The following is a 20,818-nucleotide window of genomic DNA, read 5'->3' on the forward strand; positions in this document are numbered from 1 at the left end:
CCCTTCCGAGGGCCATGATCCATCCCACAGCAGAGGACACACGAGTTATATCGGATGCCCCTGTCGGGGCCACTACAGCCACTGCTACATTCCCATGGCTGGATTCAGGACCGATTAACGGAACTGCGTCATGCAACCATTTTGGGATGGCTGCAACGCTGCAACGCTGCAGCCATCAGTGTCCTCTACCCCAAGAAGGAGTCCTCGTGAGGACGGGAGAAATCGTACCTCTGCGCGCTCGCGTAGCGCGCATCGCGATGGCCGGCGTCGCCGGCCTGAGCATGCTCGCCATGGCGCCCACGGCCGCGCAGGCCGCGGACGCCGGCGATGGCAACCTCGCCTGCAACGTCGGTGAGATCTGCCTGAAGAAGAACTGGGACACCAAGTACACCACCGCCATCAAGCACTTCTGGTACAGCCAGCGGCACGACGACTTCAGCTGGGGCGGTGGCGGCAGCGGCACCGTGCAGTACGCCGCCTCGATGTGGGTCAGCCGTGACACCAGCTGCACGATCTACGTCGTGGACGGTTACGGCGGCGAGACGAAGATGGACACCGGCTCCAGCTACGCGCGTCTCTACCTCTGGAACGACGGCAACTACGCGCACTCGCGTTGCAGCGTCCACCAGCGGTGGGGCACGTGATCTGAAGAAATCCGCTGCGGGAACGCTTTCCGGCGTTCCCGCAGCGCCTTCCCTGTCATTGAGTGATTACGAGGATTCCAGAAGTGAAAAAAGCCCGCTGGAGTTCGGCCATTGTTCTGGCCATGGCCCTAGGCGCCTGCTCGGATTCCACCGATTCCAGCCAGTCGACCGAATCCGCCGCCTCCTCGAATGAGGGCGGTCGCCCCGCAGCCGTTTCAGGAAAGAGTTTCGACCTCATCCAGGGCGAAAAAATCGACCTCCTGGAATACGCGGTGCGGAAGTTGACCGGCAGCTGCTTGAAGGACGCCGGCTATCCCCAGATGGCGAATGTGGGAGTGCAGCGCCAGAACGGCACGGAAATGATGTTCGTTCTCGACGGCGGGCGGTTCCGCGGCTTCACCAGCGAGAAGCAGGCCCGGGAGCGCGGCTTCGGGAGCGTCTACCCGGCGGAGCCCGCACGTCTCGTCAGCTACGACAAGAACTTCGACAAGAAGTTGGAGGAGTGCACGGACGAGGCGAACGAGAAGCTCGGAGAGGACTCCCGCAAGACCATCGAGGCCTACAACGAGGTCGCCAACCAGGTCGCCGGCGAATTCGCCGTATTCCTGCGCAAACGTGTTCCGTCCGACATTCCGGCGCTCGCCGACTGCCTGGAGAAGGAGGGGTTCCCGCTGCGCGACCGGGAGGCCTTCCTGAAGATGTGGGACGTCAAGCACTTCGGAATCAAGCTCGGCGCCAACAAGAAGATCGACCAGTGGGCGCCGAGCCCGGCCAAGGGCGGTGTGCAGATCGGCCCGCCGGTGGCTGAGCGCCCCTACACGCCCAGCCCTCAGGAAGCCGAGCTGGCCGCGGCCTGGTACCGCTGCGACGCGGCGTCGGGCCGGGTGGAGAAACTCCTCAAGGACGCGAACGCCACAGCGGCGGAGATCACCGCTCGCAACGAGGACAAGCTGGCGGAGCTCAACCCCAAGATCGAGGACCTGGCCAAGAAGGCCGCGGATCTGGTCGGCTCGGCATGATGGGGTCCCGGCGAGCGCGTGTCGCGGCCATCACGGTGAGCTGCGCCTTCGTGTTGGTCGGCGGATCCATCGTGCTCGGCCCCAATCTGCGGTCCCCGCAGCAGGCGGCGGCGGAGGCGGCGCCTCCGTCGCCGTCGCTGGTCACCACGAAGGCCGAGGTGCGGGTCCTGGCGGAGGACGTCACTCTGCGGGGACAGATCCTTCCCGGCCCCAGCGTCCCGCTGGCCGCGCCGGCCGGGCTCATCGGCGCGGACGCCGTGGTCACCCGGGTGCGCATCCGTAAGGGCGACGTGCTCGGCGAGGGCCAGGCCATCGCCGAGGTCGCCGACCAGCCGCTGATGACGCTCAAACTGCCGTTCCCGCTCTATCGGGACATCGCCGGAGGCGCCAAGGGCCGGGACGTGACCGAGGTGCAACGGGCGCTGCGGCGGCTCGGCTACGACGTCCGGCTCACCGGCATCTTCGACGCCGTGACACAGGCGGCGTTCAGCCGTTGGTACGACGACGAGGGCTACACCGCCCCGCGCGGCGACCAGGCTCCGCTGGCCGAGGCCAAGCAGAACGTCGCCGCCACCAGAGCCGCGTACCGCGAGGCTGTCGCCGCCAAGCTGGGCGTTGCCGCGGCAAAGAAGGCGCTGACCGACGCCCTGGAGACGCTGGCCGAGGCGAAGCAGACCGCGGGCCCGCGTCTGCTGCGCTCCTACCTGGTGCGCCTGGCCCGGTCCGGTCAGAAGATCACCACAGTACGGATCAAGACCGGTTCCGTGCTGTCCTCGCCGGACCGGGCGGTCGTCGCCGAACTCGACGGATCCGCCCCGCAGGTGGTCCTCACTGTCTCCACCGAGCAGGTCGGCCTGCTGGCCGTCGGGCAGCGGGCCACCGTGCTGGACGAGACGTCGGGCTCCGAGACGACAGCGACCGTCAAGTCCATCGGCGCCGAGGTCGTCGAGGACCCGGCATCCGGCAGCACCGGCTTCCCGGTTCGCCTGACCTTCACCGGCACGGCCATCAACGCACCGAACCGCAGCGTCCGGGTCGACGTGACAGCGTCAGAGGACCGGGAGCCCAAGCTGGCGGTGCCGGTGACCGCGGTCTACTCCCGGCCCGACGGCTCACTCTTCGTCACCGTGGTGACCGAGGACGGCACCGAGGACGTCACGGTTCGCGACGGGCAGAGCGGCGGCGGCTGGGTGGCGATCGAGGCCGAGCCGGCCGGAGCCGTGGCGGAGGGCACCCAGGTCGTGGTGGGTAGTGACTGACCCGGTACTGAGCCTGACCGGGGTGTCCCGGACCTACAACGACGGGCACCCCGTCATGGCGTTGCGCCCGACCGATCTGGGCCTGGCCCAGGGAGACCACGTCACCATCTCCGGGCCCTCCGGCGCGGGGAAGTCGACCCTGCTGAACATCCTCGGCCTGCTGGACGCCCCGACCGAGGGCAGCTACCGCATCAACGGGGTCGAGACACGCACGCTCGGGGAGGCCACCCGCGGCGCCGTACGCGGTCAGATCTTCGGATTCGTCTTCCAGGCCTTCCATCTGCTGGCCGGGCGCAGCGCGCTGGAGAACGTGGAGTTGGGAATGCTGTACGGCCCGCACTCGCCGCGCCGGCGTCGGCAACTCGCCCGCACCGCGCTGGAACGGATGCGTCTGGGTCATCGTGCGCACGCCGACCCTCGCCAACTGTCCGGCGGTGAGAAGCAACGGGTCGCCGTGGCTCGCGCGATCGCCTGCGAGCCACGGGTGCTCTTCTGCGACGAGCCGACCGGCAACCTCGACTCCGAGAACACCGCAGGCGTGCTGGATCTCCTGGACGAACTGCACCGGGACGGCCTCACCGTGGTCGTGGTCACCCATGATCACGAGATTGCCGCCCGCGGCCGCCGCCGCCTGCGGGTCGTCGACGGCGTGGTGAGCGCGTGGTGAGCAACGACCGCCAGGCCCGCGCACTGCTGGGCATCGAACCTCCCCGGTTCCGGCTGCGCGACACGGTCCGGGAGTCGTCGCTCTCGATGTGGCGGCATCCGGGCCGTTCCCTGCTGACCGCCGTTGGCACGGTGCTGGGGGCCGCCGCCTTCGTCGCCACCCTCGGCATCAGCTCCACCATGGGGCAGCTCGTCAGCGAGTCGTTCGACGTCCGCCGGGCGACGGAGGTACGGGTGGTCGCGACGGACGCCGACGGGCCGGCCGGCTGGCAGTCGCCCGAACGCCTGCGGGCACTGCGTGATCTCAACGGGGTGACCGCGGCCGGCCGCCGGCTGGTCGTCGGGGAGACACCGGTCCGGCGCACCATGGGCGGTGAGCCGGAATCCGTCAAGATCCTGGGCGCCGACGGTGGCGCACTCGCCGCCATGGAGCCGCGCGTGGTCTCCGGCCGGTTGTACGACGACTTCCACGAACGCCGCGCCTCCCCGGTCGCGCTGCTGCCGCTCCCACTGGCCGAGCGGCTCGACATCACCCGGACCGGCGTCGCCGTCTTCATCGGCGATCGCGCCTACACCGTCATCGGCATCTTCGACGACGTGGCCCGGCGGCCGGAGGCGCTGCTCTCCGTGGTGATCCCGACCAGCCTCGCCACCGAGATGGTGGGTGAGGGCGGGGAGGGCGAACAGGACGTGCTCATCGCCACCGTCCCGGGCGCGGCCCAACTGATCGGCCGGCAGGCACCGCTGGCGCTGTGGCCGGAGGAGCCGTCGGCGGTGCGATCGATCGCCCCGCCGGATCCCCGGACGCTGCGGCGCGAGGTGGAGGGCAACGTGACTCGGTCCAGCCTGTGGGTCAGCCTGATCGCTCTGATCATCGGCGGGATCTCGATCGCGAACGCGGCGGTCGCCGGGATCGGCGCCAGGGTGCCCGAGATCGGGCTGCGCCGGGCCATCGGTGGCCGGCCCGCGCACATCTTCCTGCAACTGTTGTCGGAGACGACCGTGCTCGGGGCGGTGGGTGGTCTGGTGGGGGTCATGCTGGGCGCCTGCGTCACGTCACTGACCGCGCTGTTCAACGGTTGGACGCCGGTGCTGGACTGGCGCGCCGCCCTGCTCGCCGCAGCGGGGAGCGCGGCCTGCGGGCTGTTGGCGGGTCTGTGGCCGGCCGCCCGCGCCATGCGGATCACCCCGGTGGCGGCTCTCCAGCGCTGACGGGAAGTCCATGCTCGCGACGTGGCGGAGACGACCTCCGCCACGTCGCGACATTTCTATAAGCACATACTTAATTGTCTCGGAGAATTGTCAGACCCTGCCGCTAGGTTCCTCAGTGCGGACCGGCGCCACGGGGGCGTCGGTCCGTCCACAGTGCTCAGCCTGCGTGCCGCAACAGGTTCTGCCCCGTCCGGCGGACCTGTTCCTGCAGCTCCGCCGGTGACTCCACGGTGAAAGGCGCGTTCAGCACGCCGAGCACCATCACCGGCCAGCCCAGATCGTCGATGTTCATCCGCAGACGGCAGCCGCCCTCCGGCAGTTCCTCCACCTCACCCCAGTTGCCGACGAAGCCGCGAATCGTGGCCACGTCGGTCCGCACCACGACCGACACGCGGTACCGATTGGGGATGGTCCGCATCCGGGTGCGCAGCCACTCCACCGGGTCGCCGCCGGGCAGCTCCCGCGGCCGGAATCGGGCGCCGGTCGGCTGCGGGGCCGTCAGCCGGTCCACCCGGAAACTGCGCCAGTCGCCGCGCTCCAGGTCCCAGGCGATCAGATACCACCGCCGGCCCAGCGAGACGAGGCGGTGCGGCTCCACGTGGCGGCGGGCGGCCTCGCCCTCCCGGGGTGTGTAGTCGAAACGCAGCCGCTCCTCGCCCCGGCAGGCCATCGCGAGGGTGGTCAGGGTGAGCGCGTCGAGGACCGGGCCGCCGCCGAACACACCGGGGGTGGTGACCGCCTGGAGCGCGTCGATGCGGCGCCTCAGCCGGGGCGGGAGCAGCTGGATCACCTTCGCCAGCGCCCGTACCGAAGTCTCCTCGAAACCGGCCACCGAGCCGGCGGCGGCGCTGCGCAGCCCGACCGCGATGGCGACCGCCTCCTCGTCGTCGAGCAGCAGGGGCGGCATGGCCGCCCCGGCCTGCAACTGGTAGCCGCCGGCCACTCCACGTGAGGCGTCCACCGGATAGCCCAGCTCGCGCAGCCGGTCGACGTCGCGGCGCAGCGTGCGGGCGCTGACCTCGAGCCGTTCGGCGAGCTCCGAGCCGGGCCAGTAGCGATGGGTCTGCAGCAGCGACAGGAGCCGCAGCATCCGTGCACTCGTATTCGCCATGGCACCAGACTCCATCGGATTGCGGTCAGGAAGTGGCCGCAGTGAACTCTACCGTCGAGGCATGATTGAGACGCGAGAGCTGACGAAGCACTTCAAGGAAGTCCGCGCGGTCGACGGCGTCAATCTGACGGTGGCGCGGGGCGAACTGGTCGCGATGCTCGGGCCGAACGGCGCCGGCAAGTCGACCACCCTGCGGATGCTCACCACCCTCATCCCCCCGACCAGCGGCAGCGCCGAGGTCGCCGGCTTCGACGTGGTGCGCCGGCAGCGTGAGGTGCGGCTCCGGATCGGGTACATCGGCCAGGGCAACGGCGCCGGGCACAGCCAGCGCGGCCGGGACGAGCTGATCAGCCAGGGCCGGGCGTACGGGATGGGCGTCCGTGCCGCCCGGGCCCGCGCCGACGAGCTCATCGAGTCGCTCGGTCTCGCCGAGGTGGCGAACCGCACCGTCTCCACCCTCTCCGGCGGCCAGCGGCGCCGGCTGGACATCGCGATGGGCCTCATCCACGCGCCCGAGCTGCTCTTCCTCGACGAGCCGTCCACCGGGCTGGACCCGCAGAACCGGGCCAACCTCCAGGAGCACATCGTGCGGCTGCGCGCCGAGCACGGCACGACGATCGTGCTGACCACCCACTACCTGGAGGAGGCCGACTCGATGGCCGAACGGGTCATCGTGATCGACCACGGCCGGATCATCGCCGACGACACGCCCCGGCAGCTCAAGGCCAAGCACGTCGGCGACCGGGTGATCCTGGGCTTCGCGTGCGCCGCCGAGGCGGGCGAGGCGGCCCGCTCCACCGGCGGCGAGCAGCACGGCGCCCAGGTGCGGATCACCAGCGACGAGGGCCCGCGCCTGGCCGCCCGGCTGGCGTCCCTCGGCCCGATCTCGATCGAGGTCATCCGGCCCACCCTGGACGACGTCTTCCTCACCCTCACCGGCCGCAGCCTGCGCGAGGACGCCAGCGCGCCGGAGTCCGAACTCGTGGAGGCCTGATCATGACTTCGCTCGTCGGCGACACCCGCGTCGTCTTCAGCCGGGAGCTGCGGCCGGTCGTCCGCGACCCGTTCTCGGTGATCTTCTCGATGATCCAGCCGCTGTTCTTCCTCGGCCTCTTCGCGCCGCTGCTGCCCGACTCACCGGACGGCGGCTCGTCGCTGCAGTGGTTCGTGCCCGGGATCATCGTGATGTCGTGCCTCTTCGGCTCCTCGATGACCGGCTCCAACCTGCTCTACGAGATGCAGACCGGCTCGCACGAGCGGATGCTCGTCACCCCGCTGCGGCGGCCCGCGCTGCTGATCGGGCGGGCGCTCAAGGAGATCGTGCCGATGATCGCGCAGGCCGCCCTGATCGTGGCCGTCTGCATTCCGTTCGGCTTCGAGCTGCATCTCGGCGGGGCGCTGCTCGGGGTGCTCATCCTGGCCGGCTTCTGCGTCGGGCTGGGCGCGCTGTCGTACACCCTGGCACTCGCCTCCAAGAGCAAGGAGTGGCTGTTCTGGACGGTCCAGCAGACCCTGCTCTTCCCGCTGCTCCTGCTGGCCGGCGTGCTGCTCCCGATCGAGGCCGGGCCGGGCTGGTTGCAGGCCCTCTCCAAGGCCAACCCGATGACGTACGTGGTGAACGCCGAACGGGCGCTGTTCAGCGGCGACGTCCTGTCCCGCAGCACGGTCGAGGGGCTGGTCGCGGCCGTGCTGGTGTGCCTGCTCGGCCTGGCCGTCGGGGTCCGCGCCATGCAGCGCTCCGACTGAGAGCCGCCTGCCACCCTCCGGACAGCGCCGATCCGGCCCGGCCCGCTACCTTTTCCACGCAGCCGAACGCATGCGGGAAGGTGGCGGGCCGATGCTCGGTCGGGGCGGCGACTCAGCCGGGCGGCGACGCCTGCTCCGGAGACCGGTGGTGCGGCCACCCCGTCTCGGGGATCTGCCGCACGCGATCGGCCGTCTCCTGGACAGCATCGCCCGGCCGGTTCCGGTGACCGGCCCCGCCCCACGGGCCGGCAACCCGGACGCGGTGGTCGACTGCGCGGTCTACACCGGCGGGCTGCGGCACGGCGGCGCGGCCCCGATCCCCTATCCGGAGGCGGCCCGGCAGGCCCGGCGCCGCCGCGGCGCCTTCCTCTGGCTCGGCCTGCACGAGCCGGACCTGGCCACGATGGGCCCGGTGGCCGAGGTGTTCGGCCTGCACGAGTTGCTCGTCGAGCAGGCCGTGTCGGGCGGGCACCGGCCGGGCGTGCAGACCCTCGGCGACGTGACCCGGCTGGTCCTGCGTACCGCGCGCTATGTCGAGCACGATCAGCTGACCGAGACGTCCGAGGTGGTGGAGACCGGCGACGTGACCATCCTGATCGGGTCCTGGTTCGCGATCACCGTGCGGCACGGCCCGGTCGGCCCCCTCTGGGCGGTGCGCAAGGAGCTGGAGTCCCGTCCCGACGTGCTGCGCCAGGGCCCGTGGTCGGTGGCGTACGCGGTGGGCAGCCGGATGGTCGACAGCTACCTGGACGTGGCCGAGCACGTCGAACGGGATCTGGAGCGCATCGAGGAGGAGACCTTCGCGTCGGTGCGCACCTCCGAGTTCGCCCACATCTACCAGCTGAAACGGGAGATGGTGGAGTTCAAGCGGGCGGTGCTGCCGCTGGGCGACCCGCTGGCCCGGCTGCTGGACTCGCAGGCTCTGCCGACCGGGCTGCGACCGTACCTGGAGGACGTCCGGGGACGGCTGGCCCGGGCCGCGGACCGGGTGGCCGGCTTCGACGACCTGGTGAACTCGATCCTCCAGGCCCGGCTGGCGCAGGTGTCGGTCGATCAGAACCACGACATGCGCAAGATCGCCGCGTGGGCCGCGATCGCCGCGGTGCCGACCGTGATCGCCGGGATCTTCGGGATGAACTTCGAGGTGCTGCCGGGGACCGGTTCGCCGTACGGCTTCTACGCCGCGATCGGGTCCATGCTGTTGATCGGCGGTGGCGTCTACCACCGTCTCAAGAAGTCCGGCTGGCTGTGATCAACGCCATCACTCACAGTCACAGAGATGAAAATCACAAGGCTTGGCGCGGCCCGGGTCGGGTTCGAATCCCGCCGCAACGACCCCCAACATGGTGTGGTCATTCCGCCTAAAGGGGCGTGTCAACCACCGATACGGCTAGTTCCCGCACCGGATGGTCGGCGAAGCTTGGGCATCCCGCCCTAGCCCACAAATACGGCGAGTTACTAGTTTTCTGACTGCGTCGATCTTTGGGGGGATATCAGAGTGACGGCAACCCACGCCGCACCGCATGACACCGGGCCGGAACCGACGGGCAGACGCGGCATCTTCTCAGCCCTCCGGGGCCACGTCGACCTGTTCCTGAACGCCGGCTCGCTCATGGCGACGACGCTCATCACCTCGGTCTTCGGGTTCGCGTACTGGTGGGTTGCGGCTCACCTCGCCCCGCAGGCCGCGGTCGGCCAGGCCTCCGCCGCCGTGTCGGCGATGACGCTGATCGGCACCATCGGCATGTTCGGCATGGGCACCATGCTCATCTCCGAGTTGCCCAGCATCACCCGGGGCAAGTGGGATCTGATCTCCACCTGCCTGCTCACGGCCGGATCGGCGGCCACCGTCGGCGGCCTGATCTACGTGCTCGTGGCGAACCTCTGGATCCCCAGCCTCCAGGAAGCGCTCGGCGGCGGGTTCGGCACCGTGCTGCTGGTCGTCGGCATCGCGCTGAACTCCATGACACTGGTTCTCGACGAGGCCATGGTCGGTCTCCTCCAGGGCCCGCTCCAGTTGATGCGCAACGCCTGGTTCTCGCTGCTCAAGCTGGTGCTGCTCGGCGTGGTCGCGGTGATCCCGGGCCTCGCGCTGACCGGCCCGGTGCTGCTGCTCACCTGGGTGGCCGGCATCGTGGCGTCGACCGCGATCCTGTTCCGGGTGCTGCGCCGGCGCGGCATGATCGACTCGCTCCACCCGCGGCCCTCGCTGATGCGCGGCCGTGGCCGGGCGACGTTCGACCACAACCTGCTCAACCTGGCCACCTACCTGCCCCGGGCCGCGCTGCCGCTGATCGTCACGGCGACCCTGTCCGCCGAGGCGAACGCGGCCTTCTACACCGCGTTCATGGTGCTGTCCTTCATGGCCATGGTTCCCGGCAACGTGGCGCTCACCCTCTTCGCGGTGACCGCCGGCGACAAGGGCGCGCTGCGCAGCAAGGTGCGGGTCGGCCTGCTGATCTGCCTGGGTGGCGGGTTCCCGGCGTCGCTGGTCGTGCTGTTCCTGGCCGAGCCGATCATGGGCCTGTTCGGCGCGGAGTACGCGAAGACCGCCGGCCAGGCGCTGGCCATCCTGGCCCTGACCTACGTCCCGTTCGTCTTCCACCACTTCTTCCTGGCCATCTCCCGCGTGCAGGGCAAACTGCGCGGCGCGGGAATCTTCTCGGTCTTCGCAGGCCTGGCCGAGTTGCTGGCCGCCTGGTGGGCCGGCACCCACGGCGACCTGAACGACCTGGTCACCGCCGTGGCGATCGTGATGGCGATCGAAACGGTGCTGGTCGCCCCGACCGTGCTGAAGGTCGTCTTCGCCCCGGTCGTCGACATGTCCGCGGTAGCAGAGGGAGTAAACGTCATGTCCACCACCAGCCTGACCCTGCGCGAGCGCGCATGGCTGCCGCTGGAGTACATCCGCACCGTCGGCCCGCTCACCGGGGTCGACGCCGAGCGGGTGCGCGACGCGCTGATCGGCCTGCACACCGCCGACCCGACGCACCGGGCCGTCTCCCGCCTGGACCGTTCCGGCGCCAACTGGCAGCACATGGACGGCCCCTCGTTCGCCCGGTACGTGCAGGACGCGGTCACCGACCTCGGCCCCGGCCCGGTGGACTTCGACGACATGACCCGGCAGCTCCAGTCCGAGCAGCGCGCCCACCACCCGGTGCGGATCCTGGTCGGCGGCGGCTACTTCGCGCTGAAGGTGGCGCACGCGTACGGCGACGCCGGCCCGGTGAACACGCTGGTCCGGGAGATCGTGCTGGCCGCGTACGAGCAGCGGGCGGCCCGCATCGCCCCCGCCAAGCGGCACAAGACCGCACTGCCGAAGGCCTGGTGGAAGCAGTTCGGCCTGAAGCCGGGCCGCTGGAAGGAAGGCCTGAGCTTCGCCCGCCCGCCGCACATCGAGGAGGGCCCGACCCGTGCGTGGCAGGCCGCCCTCACCGTGCGGACCGCGCGCTCGGCGTCGGTGCTCGGTCAGATGCGCACGTGGCGCGACCAGCACGCCCCCGGCGTCACCACCTCGGCGATCACCTTCGCGGCGTTCACCGCGGCGCTCATCGAGCTCGGTCTCAAGCCCGACCTGCGGGGCGGCACGTTCCTCGCGGACGCCCGCCGCTACCTGGACAAGGGCGTCAGCATCGACAGCAACTTCTGCATGGGCCCGTTCCTGACTCCGGCCAGCCTCACCGACCCGATGGCGATCCACACGACGCTGAAGGCGGAGCTGGCCACCGGCCGGATCCTGACCATGATGCTGCTGCGCGAGGGCAAGATCATGCTGACCGGGGCGCCCGGCATGCCGGACCCGTACCCGGCCGAGGTGGCGATCGAGCCGCAGCCGCGACTGACGTTCAGCAACCAGGGCCGGCACGACATGCTCAGCGACCTGCCGTGGGCCGTCGAGCCGGCGGGCCGGGTCAACCAGAGCGTACCCACGCTCAACGGCCCCGAGGGCATCACCCTGACCACCAGCGAGATGAACGGCGTCCTGCACCTGGAGGCGACGTTCCACGGCACCACCTACGACCCGGCGGTCATCGACCGAGCCCTGTACCTGGTCTGCAGCGACCCGGCCGGGCTCATCATGGCGAACCGCTGATCAAACAGGGCGTCCGGCCGGTGTGCCCCCCGGATCGGCCGGGCGCCCACTTCTTCCGGCAACCGATTTCGGTACGCCGTGAGCAATGCGATGCCCGGCCGGATTCGATCCGGCCGGGCATCGCATTTCTGTTCCATTAGTGACGTGTACCACTGCCGGCCACCGGCGATTCCGCCGCCCGGAACTTCGGGCTCCGCCCTGGTCACCACCGGGGGCGTGGTGACCAGGGCCGCCCTGACCCGGACCGACGCGCCCCGGAGCGCCGAGGCCGTCCTGATCCGGCCCGCCCGGGTGACGGTGCCCGGGGCCGCCCGGACCGTCGTGGCCACCCGGCCGGCCGTCTGACAAATCGGACAATATTGGAGTCGGCTCCCCAGCGCGCGACTTCAAGTGCGTTTCATAGCGAAAAACCGGAAACGGTACAAAATGTTTAGAACTGGCTCGGCCGAAAAGATGATGTTGGCCTTGGGAGGCTGAATCGCGGTGCCGCCGGGTAAACCGACCGCATGACGCAGAACAGGGAAACCGCGCCCGAAGATCTCGGCGCACCGGTCTCGTACCTGGTTCTCACCGACGGCACACCGGTCTACGACCGGTCCGGGGACCCGGTCGGCACGGTCGATCACGTGCTCGCCGACGAGCGCGAGGACGTCTTCCACGGTCTGCTGATCGCGACCCCGGTCGGCCCGCGTTTCGCCGGCGGGGACCAGGTCGACGGACTCTTCGAGCACGGCGTGATCGTCGCCGAGCCGGCCGTCCGGCTCGCCGAACCGAGCGCCGACACACCCGCCGGCATGGCCGAGAGCCACGCCACCGGTCTGCGCCGCGCCTGGGACTGGCTGATCCAGCCCAAGTGACGCGCCAGCGCCGAGCTGTACCGGCGATCTCAGCCCGGCGGTGGCGTCACGGGCGTGCCCGGGCAGCGGATCGCCGGCTGCCCCGGGCGGCGCACGTAGGCGTACCCCTCAATGACCCCATCGCAGTAGGCAGGAACCCATCGACATGCCGCCGCCGAACCCGGCGAGAAGGACCAGCTCGCCGTCGCGCAGCGACCCGTTGCGGGAGGCGTCGTCGAGGGTGACCGGGAGCGAGGCGCTGCCCACGTTGCCGTACCACGGCAGGGTGAGGTGGGTGTGCGCGTTCCGGAAGCCGGCCGACTCGACCAACTCCTGCAGCATGATGCCGTTGGCCTGGTGCGGGACGAAGTGATCGACGTCCTCGGCCTTGAGCTCGTTGCGGCGCAGCAGCGCGTCGAGCGCCGGCGGGACCGCGGTGGCGACGAAGTCACGGACCCCGCGGCCGTCCATCCGGAAGTAGTGGTCGCCGTCGGCGACCGTCTGCGCGGAGGCCGGCAGGCGGCTGCCACCGCCCTTCACGTAGATCAGATCGTTGGCGTCGCCGCGGGACGTCAGCTCGAGGTCGATGATGCCGTGGCCCTCGGGCACCCGGCCGACCACCGCGGCGCCGGCGCCGTCACCGAAGAGCACGGAGGTCCGCCGGTCGCCGAAGTCGAGGATGCGCGAGTAGATGTCCGACGCGATGACCAGCACCAGCGCGCCGGGGTTGGTGGCGATCAGCCCGTTCGCCACGCCGAGGGCGAAGATGAAGCCCGCGCAGACCGCGTTGACGTCCATGCACGCGGCACTGGTGGCGCCGATCGCGTGCTGCACCAGATTGGACGTCGGCGGCTGTGGGGAGTCGCCGGTCGAGGTGGACAGAACGATGTAGTCGATTTCGGCCGCGGCGACCCCGGCCCGTTCGAGGGCCGCGCGGGCCGCGTGCGCCGCGAGGTCGGAGGCGGCCTCGTCCGGGGCGGCGAACCGGCGCGCCTCGATCATGGTCTTCCGGGACACCCACTCCGGATCCGCGTCGGGCACCAGTGACAGTAGGTCCACATTGGTTACGACCCTTTTCGGTAGATAGGAGCCGGTCCCGAGAATCCCTACTGCCACGCTTCTCCCCCAGGTCTTGCCATCAGCGCTTTTTCACGTTTCACGTTCCCGCCCTGCAAACCCTATCCATGCGGGGCGGGAACGTGCGGACCGAACCGTTGACGGTTCGGCTGATAAATGCCGGACAGTCCGTCAGGCGGTCATCGGCCACGAGTCGGGCTACTGGCGCCCACGGTCCCGGTAGGTCCATGAGGCATCACCCAGCGTGCCGCGACCGGTGGAGCGGTTCGGCGGTTGCTGACCGGCGGGCGGCCCACCGAACGGAACCGCGGCCGGCGCGGCCGGCGCGGCGGCGCGGTTCTCGATGCGCCGGCGAAGGTACTCCGCCGCGTCACGATCCTCCTCTGTGGGGGCGGAGACCAGGGCGTAGGCCATACCGACGATGGCGAAGACGACCGCCCCGCCGACCGGGACGAGCAGGTTGGCGGCGGTGGCGCCCTCGACGGAGCCGAACGCCGTGCCCTTCGGCGTCACGGACATGGCGAGCATGCCGGTGAAGTGCATGCCGTTGACCGCGACACCCATCAGCAGGGCCGAGCCGAAGATGGCGATCGGCTTGCTGACGACCAGGGTGAGCCAGAGCGCGACGGTCGCGGCGACCACGGCGATGGCGATCGAGGCGACCACCTCGCGGCCGGAGTAGTGGATCTCACCACGCAGCCGCATGGCGGCCATGCCGGTGTAGTGCATCGCGCCGACACCGAGACCGGCGAGGACACCGCCGATCAGGATCCGGGTCCGCGGCGCGGATCTGCCGAGCAAGGCGATCGCCAGGCCGACGCCGACCGACGCGAGGGCGATGATCGCGCTCGCCACGGTCAGGCCGATGTCGTAACGGATCGGCGTGCCGTCCACATCGAAGCCGAGCATCGCCACGAAGTGCATGCTCCAGATGCCGGTGGCACCGATGGCCACCGCTGCCAGGGCCAACCACCAGAAACGCTCACCGTTGCTGCGCGACGAGCGGAGACGCACCGCGCTGGTGAGTCCGAGTAGTGACCCGAGCACGGAGAGGATGTAACTGACCGTGGGGGTTAGCGCCCCGTACTCGAAGTGATGGATCTGCGCCATCTCGCGCTGTTCCTCTCGTTCACGAATCCGCCGGGCTGAATCCTGCCCTCACCCCCGCCATGGGCGTGACTGATTGTGACGCAGGTTGCGTTACGAGAGAACGAGCAGCGTGTCTCGATTTGGATCTACTGACGTATTTGAGCGGTCCAAATTCGGGATATACCGGTACAGACGTACCGGACAGCGATCACAAACAGGCAAAGGCACCTATATAACGTTAAGTAACAATCATTGAGCGCCAGTGCTATCCGACTCGAGACAGCAGGACCAACGCCTCCGCACGCTGAGAATGCAGAATCTGCACGGTGTCCTCGGTGCACGTGCCCGGCGTCTCATCCATCACGCAGAGGGTTCCGACGACGTGGCCCCCGGCCGAGTGCAACGGCACGCTGGCATACGACCGGACACCGCTGACCGAGAACAGCGGGGAGGTCGCGTACTCCTCGTCGGCGGTGCTGTCGCCGATCAGCACCGGGACGTCCTCGGCCACCACGATGGTGTCCGGTGACCACTCGACCGGCACCCCGCCGGCCTCCCGGACCCAGCGCGGCATGCCGTGCGAGCCGGCCACCACCACACTGTCGTTGAGCACCAGCGTGATCGCCGCCGCCGGCACCCCGGTCAGCTCGGTGAGCCGTTCGGCGAAGGCGTCCAGGGAGCCGGCCCCGGACGGGCGGTGCAGGAAGTCCGAGACGGCCAGCAGCCGCTCCACATCGACCAGTTGATGCGCGGCGTCGTGGTGCTCGGGATGTTCCCCGGCGCTGCGGGCGGCCAGCAGCTCGTTCGCCGCCTCGACGACATGCTTCGGGCGCACCGGTTTGGAGATGGTCACGTCGCACAGCCCGCGGGCGGCCGCCGGCGCGGCGGCGGACAACATGATCAACGGAATTCCGGCGGTGGCCGGCTCCTCGCGCAAGCGGCCGGCCACGTCGAGGCCGCTCATCCCGGGCATGTGGTGATCCAGGATGATCAGATCCGGCCCGGCCTCGGTGATCAGATCGAGGGCCGCCGGACCGTTGGGCGCGGTCCGCACGCTGTGACCCTCGTTGCTCAGCACGGTGGCGAGCAGTTGGGCGATGTCGGTGTCGTCCTCCGCGAGCACGATCGACGCCATGCCAGTCTCCCTCGCTCGGTCGGCGGGTCGCCCGACTGTAACCCGCGCGGCCTGGGTCAGGGCCGTGAACAGGGAATACAGCCACGATCACGGCGGACGTAGGGTGAGCTGATGCGGGAACGTCTGACGAATTGGGCCGGCAACATCACCTTCGGGGCGCGGCGGCTGCGGTGCCCGGGTTCGATGGACGAGCTACGGGCGGTGATCGCCGAGGGCGGCCGGCTGCGGGTGCTCGGCAGCGGGCACTCGTTCAACCGGCTCGCCGACACCGACGGGCAACTGGTCTCGCTGGCCGGCCTGCCCCGGATGACGGAGATCGCGCCGGACCGCCGCAGCGTGCGGATCGACGGCGGTGTCCGCTACGGCGAACTGGCCGCCCACCTCGCCGCCGAGGGCCTGGCCGTGCACAACATGGCGTCGTTGCCGCACATCTCGGTGGCCGGCGCGGTGGCCACCGCGACCCACGGCTCCGGCGTGCGCAACGGCAACCTGGCGACGGCCGTCTCCGGGCTGGAGATCCTCCGTGCCGACGGCTCGCTGTCCGTCCTGGACCGCGCCCACCCGGACTTCGCCGGCGCCGTGGTCGGCCTCGGCGCGCTGGGCGTGGTCACCGCCCTCACCCTGGACGTCGTGCCCGCCTTCGAGCTGCGGCAGTACGTCTACGAGAACCTGCCCGCCGCCGCCCTGGACGAGCATCTCGGCGAGATCCTGGCGGCGGGCTACAGCGTCAGCCTGTTCACCCACTGGACCGGCGAGGACATCGACCAGGTGTGGCTGAAACGGGCCGAGCCGTTGGCGGGCGACCTGTTCGGCGCCCGCCCGGCCGACGGGCCGCGCCATCCGGTGCCCGGCATGCCGGCCGGGAACTGCACCGGGCAGGGTGGCGTCCCCGGCCCGTGGCATGAGCGGCTGCCGCACTTCCGGATGGAGTTCACCCCGAGCAGCGGCGAGGAGCTCCAGTCCGAGTGGCACGTGCCGCGGGCGGCCGCCCGGGCCGCGATCGAGGCGGTGGCCGGTCTGCGGGAGCGGGTCGCGGCCGTCCTCCAGGTCTGCGAGATCCGGACGATCGCCGCCGACGACCTGTGGCTGAGCCCCAACCACGAGCGGGACAGCCTGGCCCTGCACTTCACCTGGATCGCCGACACGGACGCGGTGCTGCCGGTGGTGGCGGACCTGGAGAAGGCCCTGTCCCCCCACGGCGCCCGTCCGCACTGGGGCAAGATCTTCACGACGGCCCCGTCCGAGGTGCGCGCCGCCTACCCGCGTTTCGGCGACTTCGCGGCGCTGGTGGGCCGCTTCGATCCGCGGGGGACGTTCCGCAACCCCTGGCTGGACGCCCTGCTGGATTAGGGCTTCGCCTTCCTTCGACGGTACGCGCGACCCCGCCCCGTCCCTTCCGGGCAGTTCCGCCCGGCCACGCGATCTCGCTGCCACTCCGGCCCGTGCCGCGCCCGCCGGGCTGAGATCGGGCTACCCGCAGCCGCAACCGGCCGCCACCGGAGCGGTCAGGTCGTCGACCGGGCGGCTGGCGCGGCCGTCCGGGCCGTCGGTGGGGAAGCCCTCCCGGACCCAGTACTCGTAGCCGCCGATCATCTCCTTGACCGCGTAACCCAGCTTGGCGAACTCGAGCGCCGCCCGGGTCGCGCCGTTGCAGCCGGGGCCCCAGCAGTAGGTGACCACCGCGCTGCCCGGGGGGACCAGTGCGGCGGCGCGGGCCGCGATCTCCCGGGTCGGCAGGTGGACGGCGCCGGGGATGTGGCCCTGGTCCCAGGACTCGGTGCCGCGGGAGTCGATCACCACGAGGCCGGGGGCGCCGGCCTCCAGGTCGTGGTGGACGTCGCTCACGTCGGTCTCGAAGCGGAGCCGGTTCTGGAAGTGCTCGATCGCGCTGGTCATGGCATCGATCGTGCCGTCCGCGAGAGGCCCGGCCCAGTGGCGTGCACGACGCCGGCCGCTAAGATCCCGCCATGCGTACGGTGGCGGCTCTGGCGTTCGACGGGATGTCGGTCTTCGAACTGGGCATCGTCAGTGAGGTCTTCGGGTTGCCCCGGCCGGAGTTCGACCGGCCGTGGTACGAGTTGACCATCTGCGCCGAGAAGCCCGGCCCGGTTCGGGTCGTCGGCGGCGCGACCCTGCACACCGAGCACGGACTGGACGTGTTCGCGGCCGCCTCGACGGTGATCGTGCCGGGGGTGCCCGGCGTCCGGTCGGTCACGTCGCCGGAGCTGATCGCCGCGCTGCGGGCCGCCCACGCCGGGGGCGCGCGGATCATGTCCATCTGTTCGGGCGCCTTCGCTCTGGCCGCCGCCGGGCTGCTGGACGGCCGCCGGGCCACCACCCACTGGCGGTACGCGGACGCCCTCCGGGAGCGCCACCCGGCCGTGGAGGTTGACGCCGACGTCCTCTACATCGACGACGGCGACGTGCTGACCAGCGCGGGCAGCGCCGCCGGCCTGGATCTGTGCCTGCACGTGGTCCGCCTCGATCACGGCCCGTCGATCGCCAACGCGGTGGCCCGCCGCCTGGTCGTCCAGCCGCACCGGGACGGCGGCCAGGCCCAGTTCGTGGAGACGCCGGTGGCGGCCGACCCGGAGGACGCCCGGGTGGCCCGCAGCATGGACTGGGCCCTGGGCAACCTGACCGAGCCGATCACGGTGGCGACGCTGGCCCGGCACGCGCACATGTCGGAGCGCACCTACCTGCGGCATTTCGCCCGGGCCACCGGCACCACGCCGATCCGCTGGCTGATCGACCGGCGGGTGCACGCCAGCCTGCCGCTGCTGGAGACGACCCGGACGCCGATCGAGGCGGTCGCCACGGCGGTCGGCTTCGAGACCGCCGTGACCTACCGCCACCATTTCGGCCAGGCCATGCGCACCTCACCCTCCGCCTACCGCCGGGCCTTCCAGCAAGCGTGTTGATTTCGGCCCCGCACCGCACCCGAAACCCACACACCCAGCGTGTTGAATTCAGCCCCGCACCGCACCCGAAATCAACACGCGGTTACCGCCACGCCGCCGGCGGGGAGGACGGTCGGGCCGACCCGGGCCGGGGTGGTCCCGTGGTTGAACAGGAAGACCCGTTCGCCCCGGCGAACCGCCTCCACCTGGGCGGGCAGATCGGGCAGCACCGGCTCGACACCGGCGTCGGCGGTCACCCGCCGCAACAGCCCGGTCAGGGCGTCGTCGCCGAGGGCGGTGGACAGGTACCAGGCGCTGCCCCGCCCGTACCGGTGGCGGGTGACGGCGGGCGCACCGGCCAGGGGGCCGTCCGCGTAGCGGCTGATCGTCTCGGCGCCGGCCGTCTCGACCCGCTCGATCCAGCGGCTCACCGGCGTGCCGTCGTCCAGGGCGAAGGTCGTGCCGGCGGGTTGCGGATGCCATTCGACGACCCGTACGCCGAGAATGTCGCGGAACGCACCCGGATAACCGCCGAGCCGGATCCGGGTGTCGGGTTCGGCGATCCCGCTGAGGTAGGTCACCACCAGGTGCCCGCCGGACGCGACGAAGTCGCGGAAGGCGGCCGCCGCCTCGTCCGAGACGAGGTAGAGGTGCGGCGCCACGACGACCCGGTAGCCGCCGAGGTCGGTGGAGACTCCCGGGAACACGAAGTCGGTCTGGATCTTCGCGTGGAACAGCGCCCGGTGTGCCTGCCGGACCGCCCCGGGGTAGTCGATGTCCGCGGACGGCAGGGCCGGCGCCTGCAGTGCCCACCAGGACGGCGCGTCCCAGGTGAGGGCCACCTGGGCGGCGGGCGGGGCGGCCGAGGCGACCGGCGCCAGGTTTTCGAGGGTCCGCCCGAGCCGGACCGCCTCGCGGAAGACCGGGCTGTCCGGGCCGGCGTGCGGGACCAGGGCCGAGTGGAACAGTTCCGCTCCGCCGCGCGGCTGCCGCCATTGGAAGTACATGGCCCCGCGGGAGCCCCGGGCCACGTAGCCGAGACTGTGCCGGGTGAGCCGGCCGGGTTCCTTGGCGTGCATCCGGCCGCGTGTGTAGATGAGGTTGGGCGCGGTCTCCATGAGCAGCCAGGATCCGCCGCCCCAGCCGCGGGCCAGGTCCCCGGCGAAGGCTGTCTCCTCCTCGGCGCCCGGTCCGGCGTCGTCCGGGTAGTGGTCGACCGCCACCACGTCCACCTCGGCGGCCCAGCGGGCGTGGTCGACGCTCACCCAGCCGCCCTGCACGAAGTTGGTGGTGACGGGCACGTCCGGGTTGGCGGCGCGCAGCAGGTCGCGCTGTTCCACGTACGCCCCGAGCAGTTCGTCGGAGAGGAACCGGCGGTAGTCGAGCACCTGGGCCGGGTTCGGCAGGTACTGGGTGGCGCGCGGCGGCATGATCTGTGCCCAGTCGGAGTAGCGCTGGCTCCAGAACGCCGTGGTCCAGGCCTCGTTGAGGGTGTCGAGGTCGCCGTGCTTCTTCTCCAGCCAGGTCCGGAAGGCGGCGGCCGTGGTGTCGCAGCGGCAGTCGGTGCCGTACTCGTTGTGCACGTGCCACATGGCCAGCGCCGGGTGGTGGGCGTACCGCTCGGCCATCCGCCGCGCGATGTCGCGGGCCGCGGCGCGGTAGGGGGGCGCCGACACGCAGTAGGTGTCGCGGCTGCCGTGGGTGAGCCGGACCCCGTCTGCGGTCACCGGCATGGCCTCCGGGTGGGCCAGCGTGAACCAGGGCGGCGGCGACGCGGTCGGGGTGGCGAGCGCGACCCGGATGCCGCCGTCGTGCAGCCGGTCGAGCACCCGGTCGAGCCAGCCGAATTCGTAGCGGCCCGGCTCGGGCTCCAGGTTCGACCAGGCGAAGACGCCGACCGTGGCGATGTTGACCCCGGCCTGCCGCATCAGCGTGACGTCCTCCGCCTGGACCTGCTCCGGCCACTGCTCCGGGTTGTAGTCGCCGCCGAAGAAGAGCATCGCACCACCCTTGACATTAGTTTGTCCTCTA

General features: G+C 70.7%; 19 protein-coding genes. 13 read left to right on the forward strand and 6 right to left on the reverse strand.

The window, feature by feature from the left end; translation table 11 throughout:
- Nucleotides 1–206: 206 nt before the first annotated feature.
- From AB0I88_RS03230 to AB0I88_RS03250, 5 genes are all read left to right on the forward strand, one after another.
- Nucleotides 207–644, forward strand: coding sequence for a hypothetical protein (locus AB0I88_RS03230; protein WP_361017719.1), 438 nt, complete (start codon nt 207–209; stop codon nt 642–644).
- 83 nt (nt 645–727) lie between these two features.
- Nucleotides 728–1,663 carry a hypothetical protein gene (locus AB0I88_RS03235; RefSeq protein ID WP_361017721.1) on the forward strand — a complete coding sequence of 312 codons (936 nt, stop codon included), beginning with the start codon at nt 728–730 and terminating at the stop codon, nt 1,661–1,663.
- Between the two features lie 71 nt (nt 1,664–1,734).
- Nucleotides 1,735–2,922 carry a peptidoglycan-binding domain-containing protein gene (locus AB0I88_RS03240; RefSeq protein ID WP_361017723.1) on the forward strand — a complete coding sequence of 396 codons (1,188 nt, stop codon included), beginning with the start codon at nt 1,735–1,737 and terminating at the stop codon, nt 2,920–2,922.
- Nucleotides 2,915–3,589, forward strand: coding sequence for an ABC transporter ATP-binding protein (locus tag AB0I88_RS03245; RefSeq protein ID WP_361017724.1), 675 nt, complete (start codon nt 2,915–2,917; stop codon nt 3,587–3,589). The genes AB0I88_RS03240 and AB0I88_RS03245 overlap by 8 nt, the downstream gene beginning before the upstream one ends.
- Nucleotides 3,586–4,800 (forward strand): ABC transporter permease, encoded by a 1,215-nt coding sequence (locus AB0I88_RS03250; RefSeq protein ID WP_361017726.1) that lies wholly within the window; start codon nt 3,586–3,588, stop codon nt 4,798–4,800. Before AB0I88_RS03245 ends, AB0I88_RS03250 begins: the two co-directional genes overlap by 4 nt.
- Before the next feature lie 157 nt (nt 4,801–4,957).
- On the opposite strand, the gene AB0I88_RS03255 is transcribed toward AB0I88_RS03250, so the two are convergent.
- Entirely contained in the window at nt 4,958–5,911 is a 954-nt protein-coding gene (locus tag AB0I88_RS03255; protein WP_361017727.1) for a YafY family protein, read from the reverse strand.
- Nucleotides 5,912–5,972: 61 nt separating this feature from the next.
- Here AB0I88_RS03255 and AB0I88_RS03260 point away from each other — a divergent pair, with 61 nt between their 5' ends.
- The 6 genes from AB0I88_RS03260 to AB0I88_RS03285 all read left to right on the forward strand — a co-directional run bounded on the left by AB0I88_RS03260 (nt 5,973) and on the right by AB0I88_RS03285 (nt 12,607).
- A complete protein-coding gene (locus AB0I88_RS03260) occupies nt 5,973–6,905 on the forward strand; it encodes an ATP-binding cassette domain-containing protein (RefSeq protein WP_361017729.1) in 933 nt (310 codons plus the stop codon).
- Nucleotides 6,906–6,907: 2 nt separating this feature from the next.
- The gene (locus AB0I88_RS03265; protein ID WP_361017731.1) at nt 6,908–7,657 is read left to right on the forward strand and encodes an ABC transporter permease; all 750 of its coding nucleotides are present in this window, start codon (nt 6,908–6,910) and stop codon (nt 7,655–7,657) included.
- Nucleotides 7,658–7,748: 91 nt separating this feature from the next.
- Nucleotides 7,749–8,909, forward strand: coding sequence for a magnesium and cobalt transport protein CorA (locus AB0I88_RS03270; protein WP_361017732.1), 1,161 nt, complete (start codon nt 7,749–7,751; stop codon nt 8,907–8,909).
- A gap of 246 nt (nt 8,910–9,155) precedes the next feature.
- A complete protein-coding gene (locus AB0I88_RS03275; protein WP_361017734.1) occupies nt 9,156–11,750 on the forward strand; it encodes a lipopolysaccharide biosynthesis protein in 2,595 nt (864 codons plus the stop codon).
- A 144-nt stretch (nt 11,751–11,894) separates the two neighbouring features.
- Complete coding sequence (locus AB0I88_RS03280; RefSeq protein ID WP_361017736.1) at nt 11,895–12,095, forward strand: hypothetical protein; 201 nt, start codon at nt 11,895–11,897, stop codon at nt 12,093–12,095.
- A gap of 161 nt (nt 12,096–12,256) precedes the next feature.
- A complete protein-coding gene (locus AB0I88_RS03285; protein ID WP_361017737.1) occupies nt 12,257–12,607 on the forward strand; it encodes a PRC-barrel domain-containing protein in 351 nt (116 codons plus the stop codon).
- A 108-nt stretch (nt 12,608–12,715) separates the two neighbouring features.
- Here the strand turns inward: AB0I88_RS03285 and AB0I88_RS03290 are convergent, their stop codons facing one another.
- The 3 genes from AB0I88_RS03290 to AB0I88_RS03300 all read right to left on the reverse strand — a co-directional run bounded on the left by AB0I88_RS03290 (nt 12,716) and on the right by AB0I88_RS03300 (nt 15,887).
- Nucleotides 12,716–13,702 (reverse strand): ketoacyl-ACP synthase III, encoded by a 987-nt coding sequence (locus AB0I88_RS03290; RefSeq protein ID WP_361017739.1) that lies wholly within the window; start codon nt 13,700–13,702, stop codon nt 12,716–12,718.
- Nucleotides 13,703–13,861: 159 nt separating this feature from the next.
- Nucleotides 13,862–14,773 (reverse strand): MHYT domain-containing protein, encoded by a 912-nt coding sequence (locus tag AB0I88_RS03295; RefSeq protein WP_361017741.1) that lies wholly within the window; start codon nt 14,771–14,773, stop codon nt 13,862–13,864.
- A gap of 244 nt (nt 14,774–15,017) precedes the next feature.
- Nucleotides 15,018–15,887 carry a response regulator gene (locus tag AB0I88_RS03300; protein ID WP_361017742.1) on the reverse strand — a complete coding sequence of 290 codons (870 nt, stop codon included), beginning with the start codon at nt 15,885–15,887 and terminating at the stop codon, nt 15,018–15,020.
- A 111-nt stretch (nt 15,888–15,998) separates the two neighbouring features.
- Here AB0I88_RS03300 and AB0I88_RS03305 point away from each other — a divergent pair, with 111 nt between their 5' ends.
- Nucleotides 15,999–17,237 carry a D-arabinono-1,4-lactone oxidase gene (locus tag AB0I88_RS03305; RefSeq protein ID WP_361017744.1) on the forward strand — a complete coding sequence of 413 codons (1,239 nt, stop codon included), beginning with the start codon at nt 15,999–16,001 and terminating at the stop codon, nt 17,235–17,237.
- 120 nt (nt 17,238–17,357) lie between these two features.
- Here the strand turns inward: AB0I88_RS03305 and AB0I88_RS03310 are convergent, their stop codons facing one another.
- A complete protein-coding gene (locus AB0I88_RS03310) occupies nt 17,358–17,783 on the reverse strand; it encodes a rhodanese-like domain-containing protein (protein ID WP_361017746.1) in 426 nt (141 codons plus the stop codon).
- A 71-nt stretch (nt 17,784–17,854) separates the two neighbouring features.
- Here AB0I88_RS03310 and ftrA point away from each other — a divergent pair, with 71 nt between their 5' ends.
- Nucleotides 17,855–18,808, forward strand: coding sequence for a transcriptional regulator FtrA (ftrA, locus tag AB0I88_RS03315; RefSeq protein ID WP_361017747.1), 954 nt, complete (start codon nt 17,855–17,857; stop codon nt 18,806–18,808).
- A 71-nt stretch (nt 18,809–18,879) separates the two neighbouring features.
- Here ftrA and AB0I88_RS03320 read toward each other — a convergent pair whose 3' ends face one another.
- Nucleotides 18,880–20,787: a beta-galactosidase gene (locus tag AB0I88_RS03320; RefSeq protein ID WP_361017749.1), complete on the reverse strand. Its 1,908-nt coding sequence runs from the start codon at nt 20,785–20,787 to the stop codon at nt 18,880–18,882.
- Nucleotides 20,788–20,818 lie beyond the last annotated feature (31 nt).

Source organism: Actinoplanes sp. NPDC049802 (genome assembly GCF_040656595.1).
In the GTDB taxonomy this organism is placed as follows: domain Bacteria; phylum Actinomycetota; class Actinomycetes; order Mycobacteriales; family Micromonosporaceae; genus Actinoplanes.

Coding starts and splice junctions, on each gene's coding strand:
- ftrA (WP_361017747.1), top strand. CDS start 17,855: ATGCGTACGGTGGCGGCTCTGGCGTTCGACGGGATGTCGGTCTTCGAA.
- AB0I88_RS03320 (WP_361017749.1), bottom strand. CDS start 20,787: ATGCTCTTCTTCGGCGGCGACTACAACCCGGAGCAGTGGCCGGAGCAG.
- AB0I88_RS03255 (WP_361017727.1), bottom strand. CDS start 5,911: ATGGCGAATACGAGTGCACGGATGCTGCGGCTCCTGTCGCTGCTGCAG.
- AB0I88_RS03285 (WP_361017737.1), top strand. CDS start 12,257: ATGACGCAGAACAGGGAAACCGCGCCCGAAGATCTCGGCGCACCGGTC.
- AB0I88_RS03300 (WP_361017742.1), bottom strand. CDS start 15,887: ATGGCGTCGATCGTGCTCGCGGAGGACGACACCGACATCGCCCAACTG.
- AB0I88_RS03295 (WP_361017741.1), bottom strand. CDS start 14,773: ATGGCGCAGATCCATCACTTCGAGTACGGGGCGCTAACCCCCACGGTC.
- AB0I88_RS03265 (WP_361017731.1), top strand. CDS start 6,908: ATGACTTCGCTCGTCGGCGACACCCGCGTCGTCTTCAGCCGGGAGCTG.
- AB0I88_RS03260 (WP_361017729.1), top strand. CDS start 5,973: ATGATTGAGACGCGAGAGCTGACGAAGCACTTCAAGGAAGTCCGCGCG.
- AB0I88_RS03310 (WP_361017746.1), bottom strand. CDS start 17,783: ATGACCAGCGCGATCGAGCACTTCCAGAACCGGCTCCGCTTCGAGACC.
- AB0I88_RS03270 (WP_361017732.1), top strand. CDS start 7,749: ATGCTCGGTCGGGGCGGCGACTCAGCCGGGCGGCGACGCCTGCTCCGG.
- AB0I88_RS03305 (WP_361017744.1), top strand. CDS start 15,999: ATGCGGGAACGTCTGACGAATTGGGCCGGCAACATCACCTTCGGGGCG.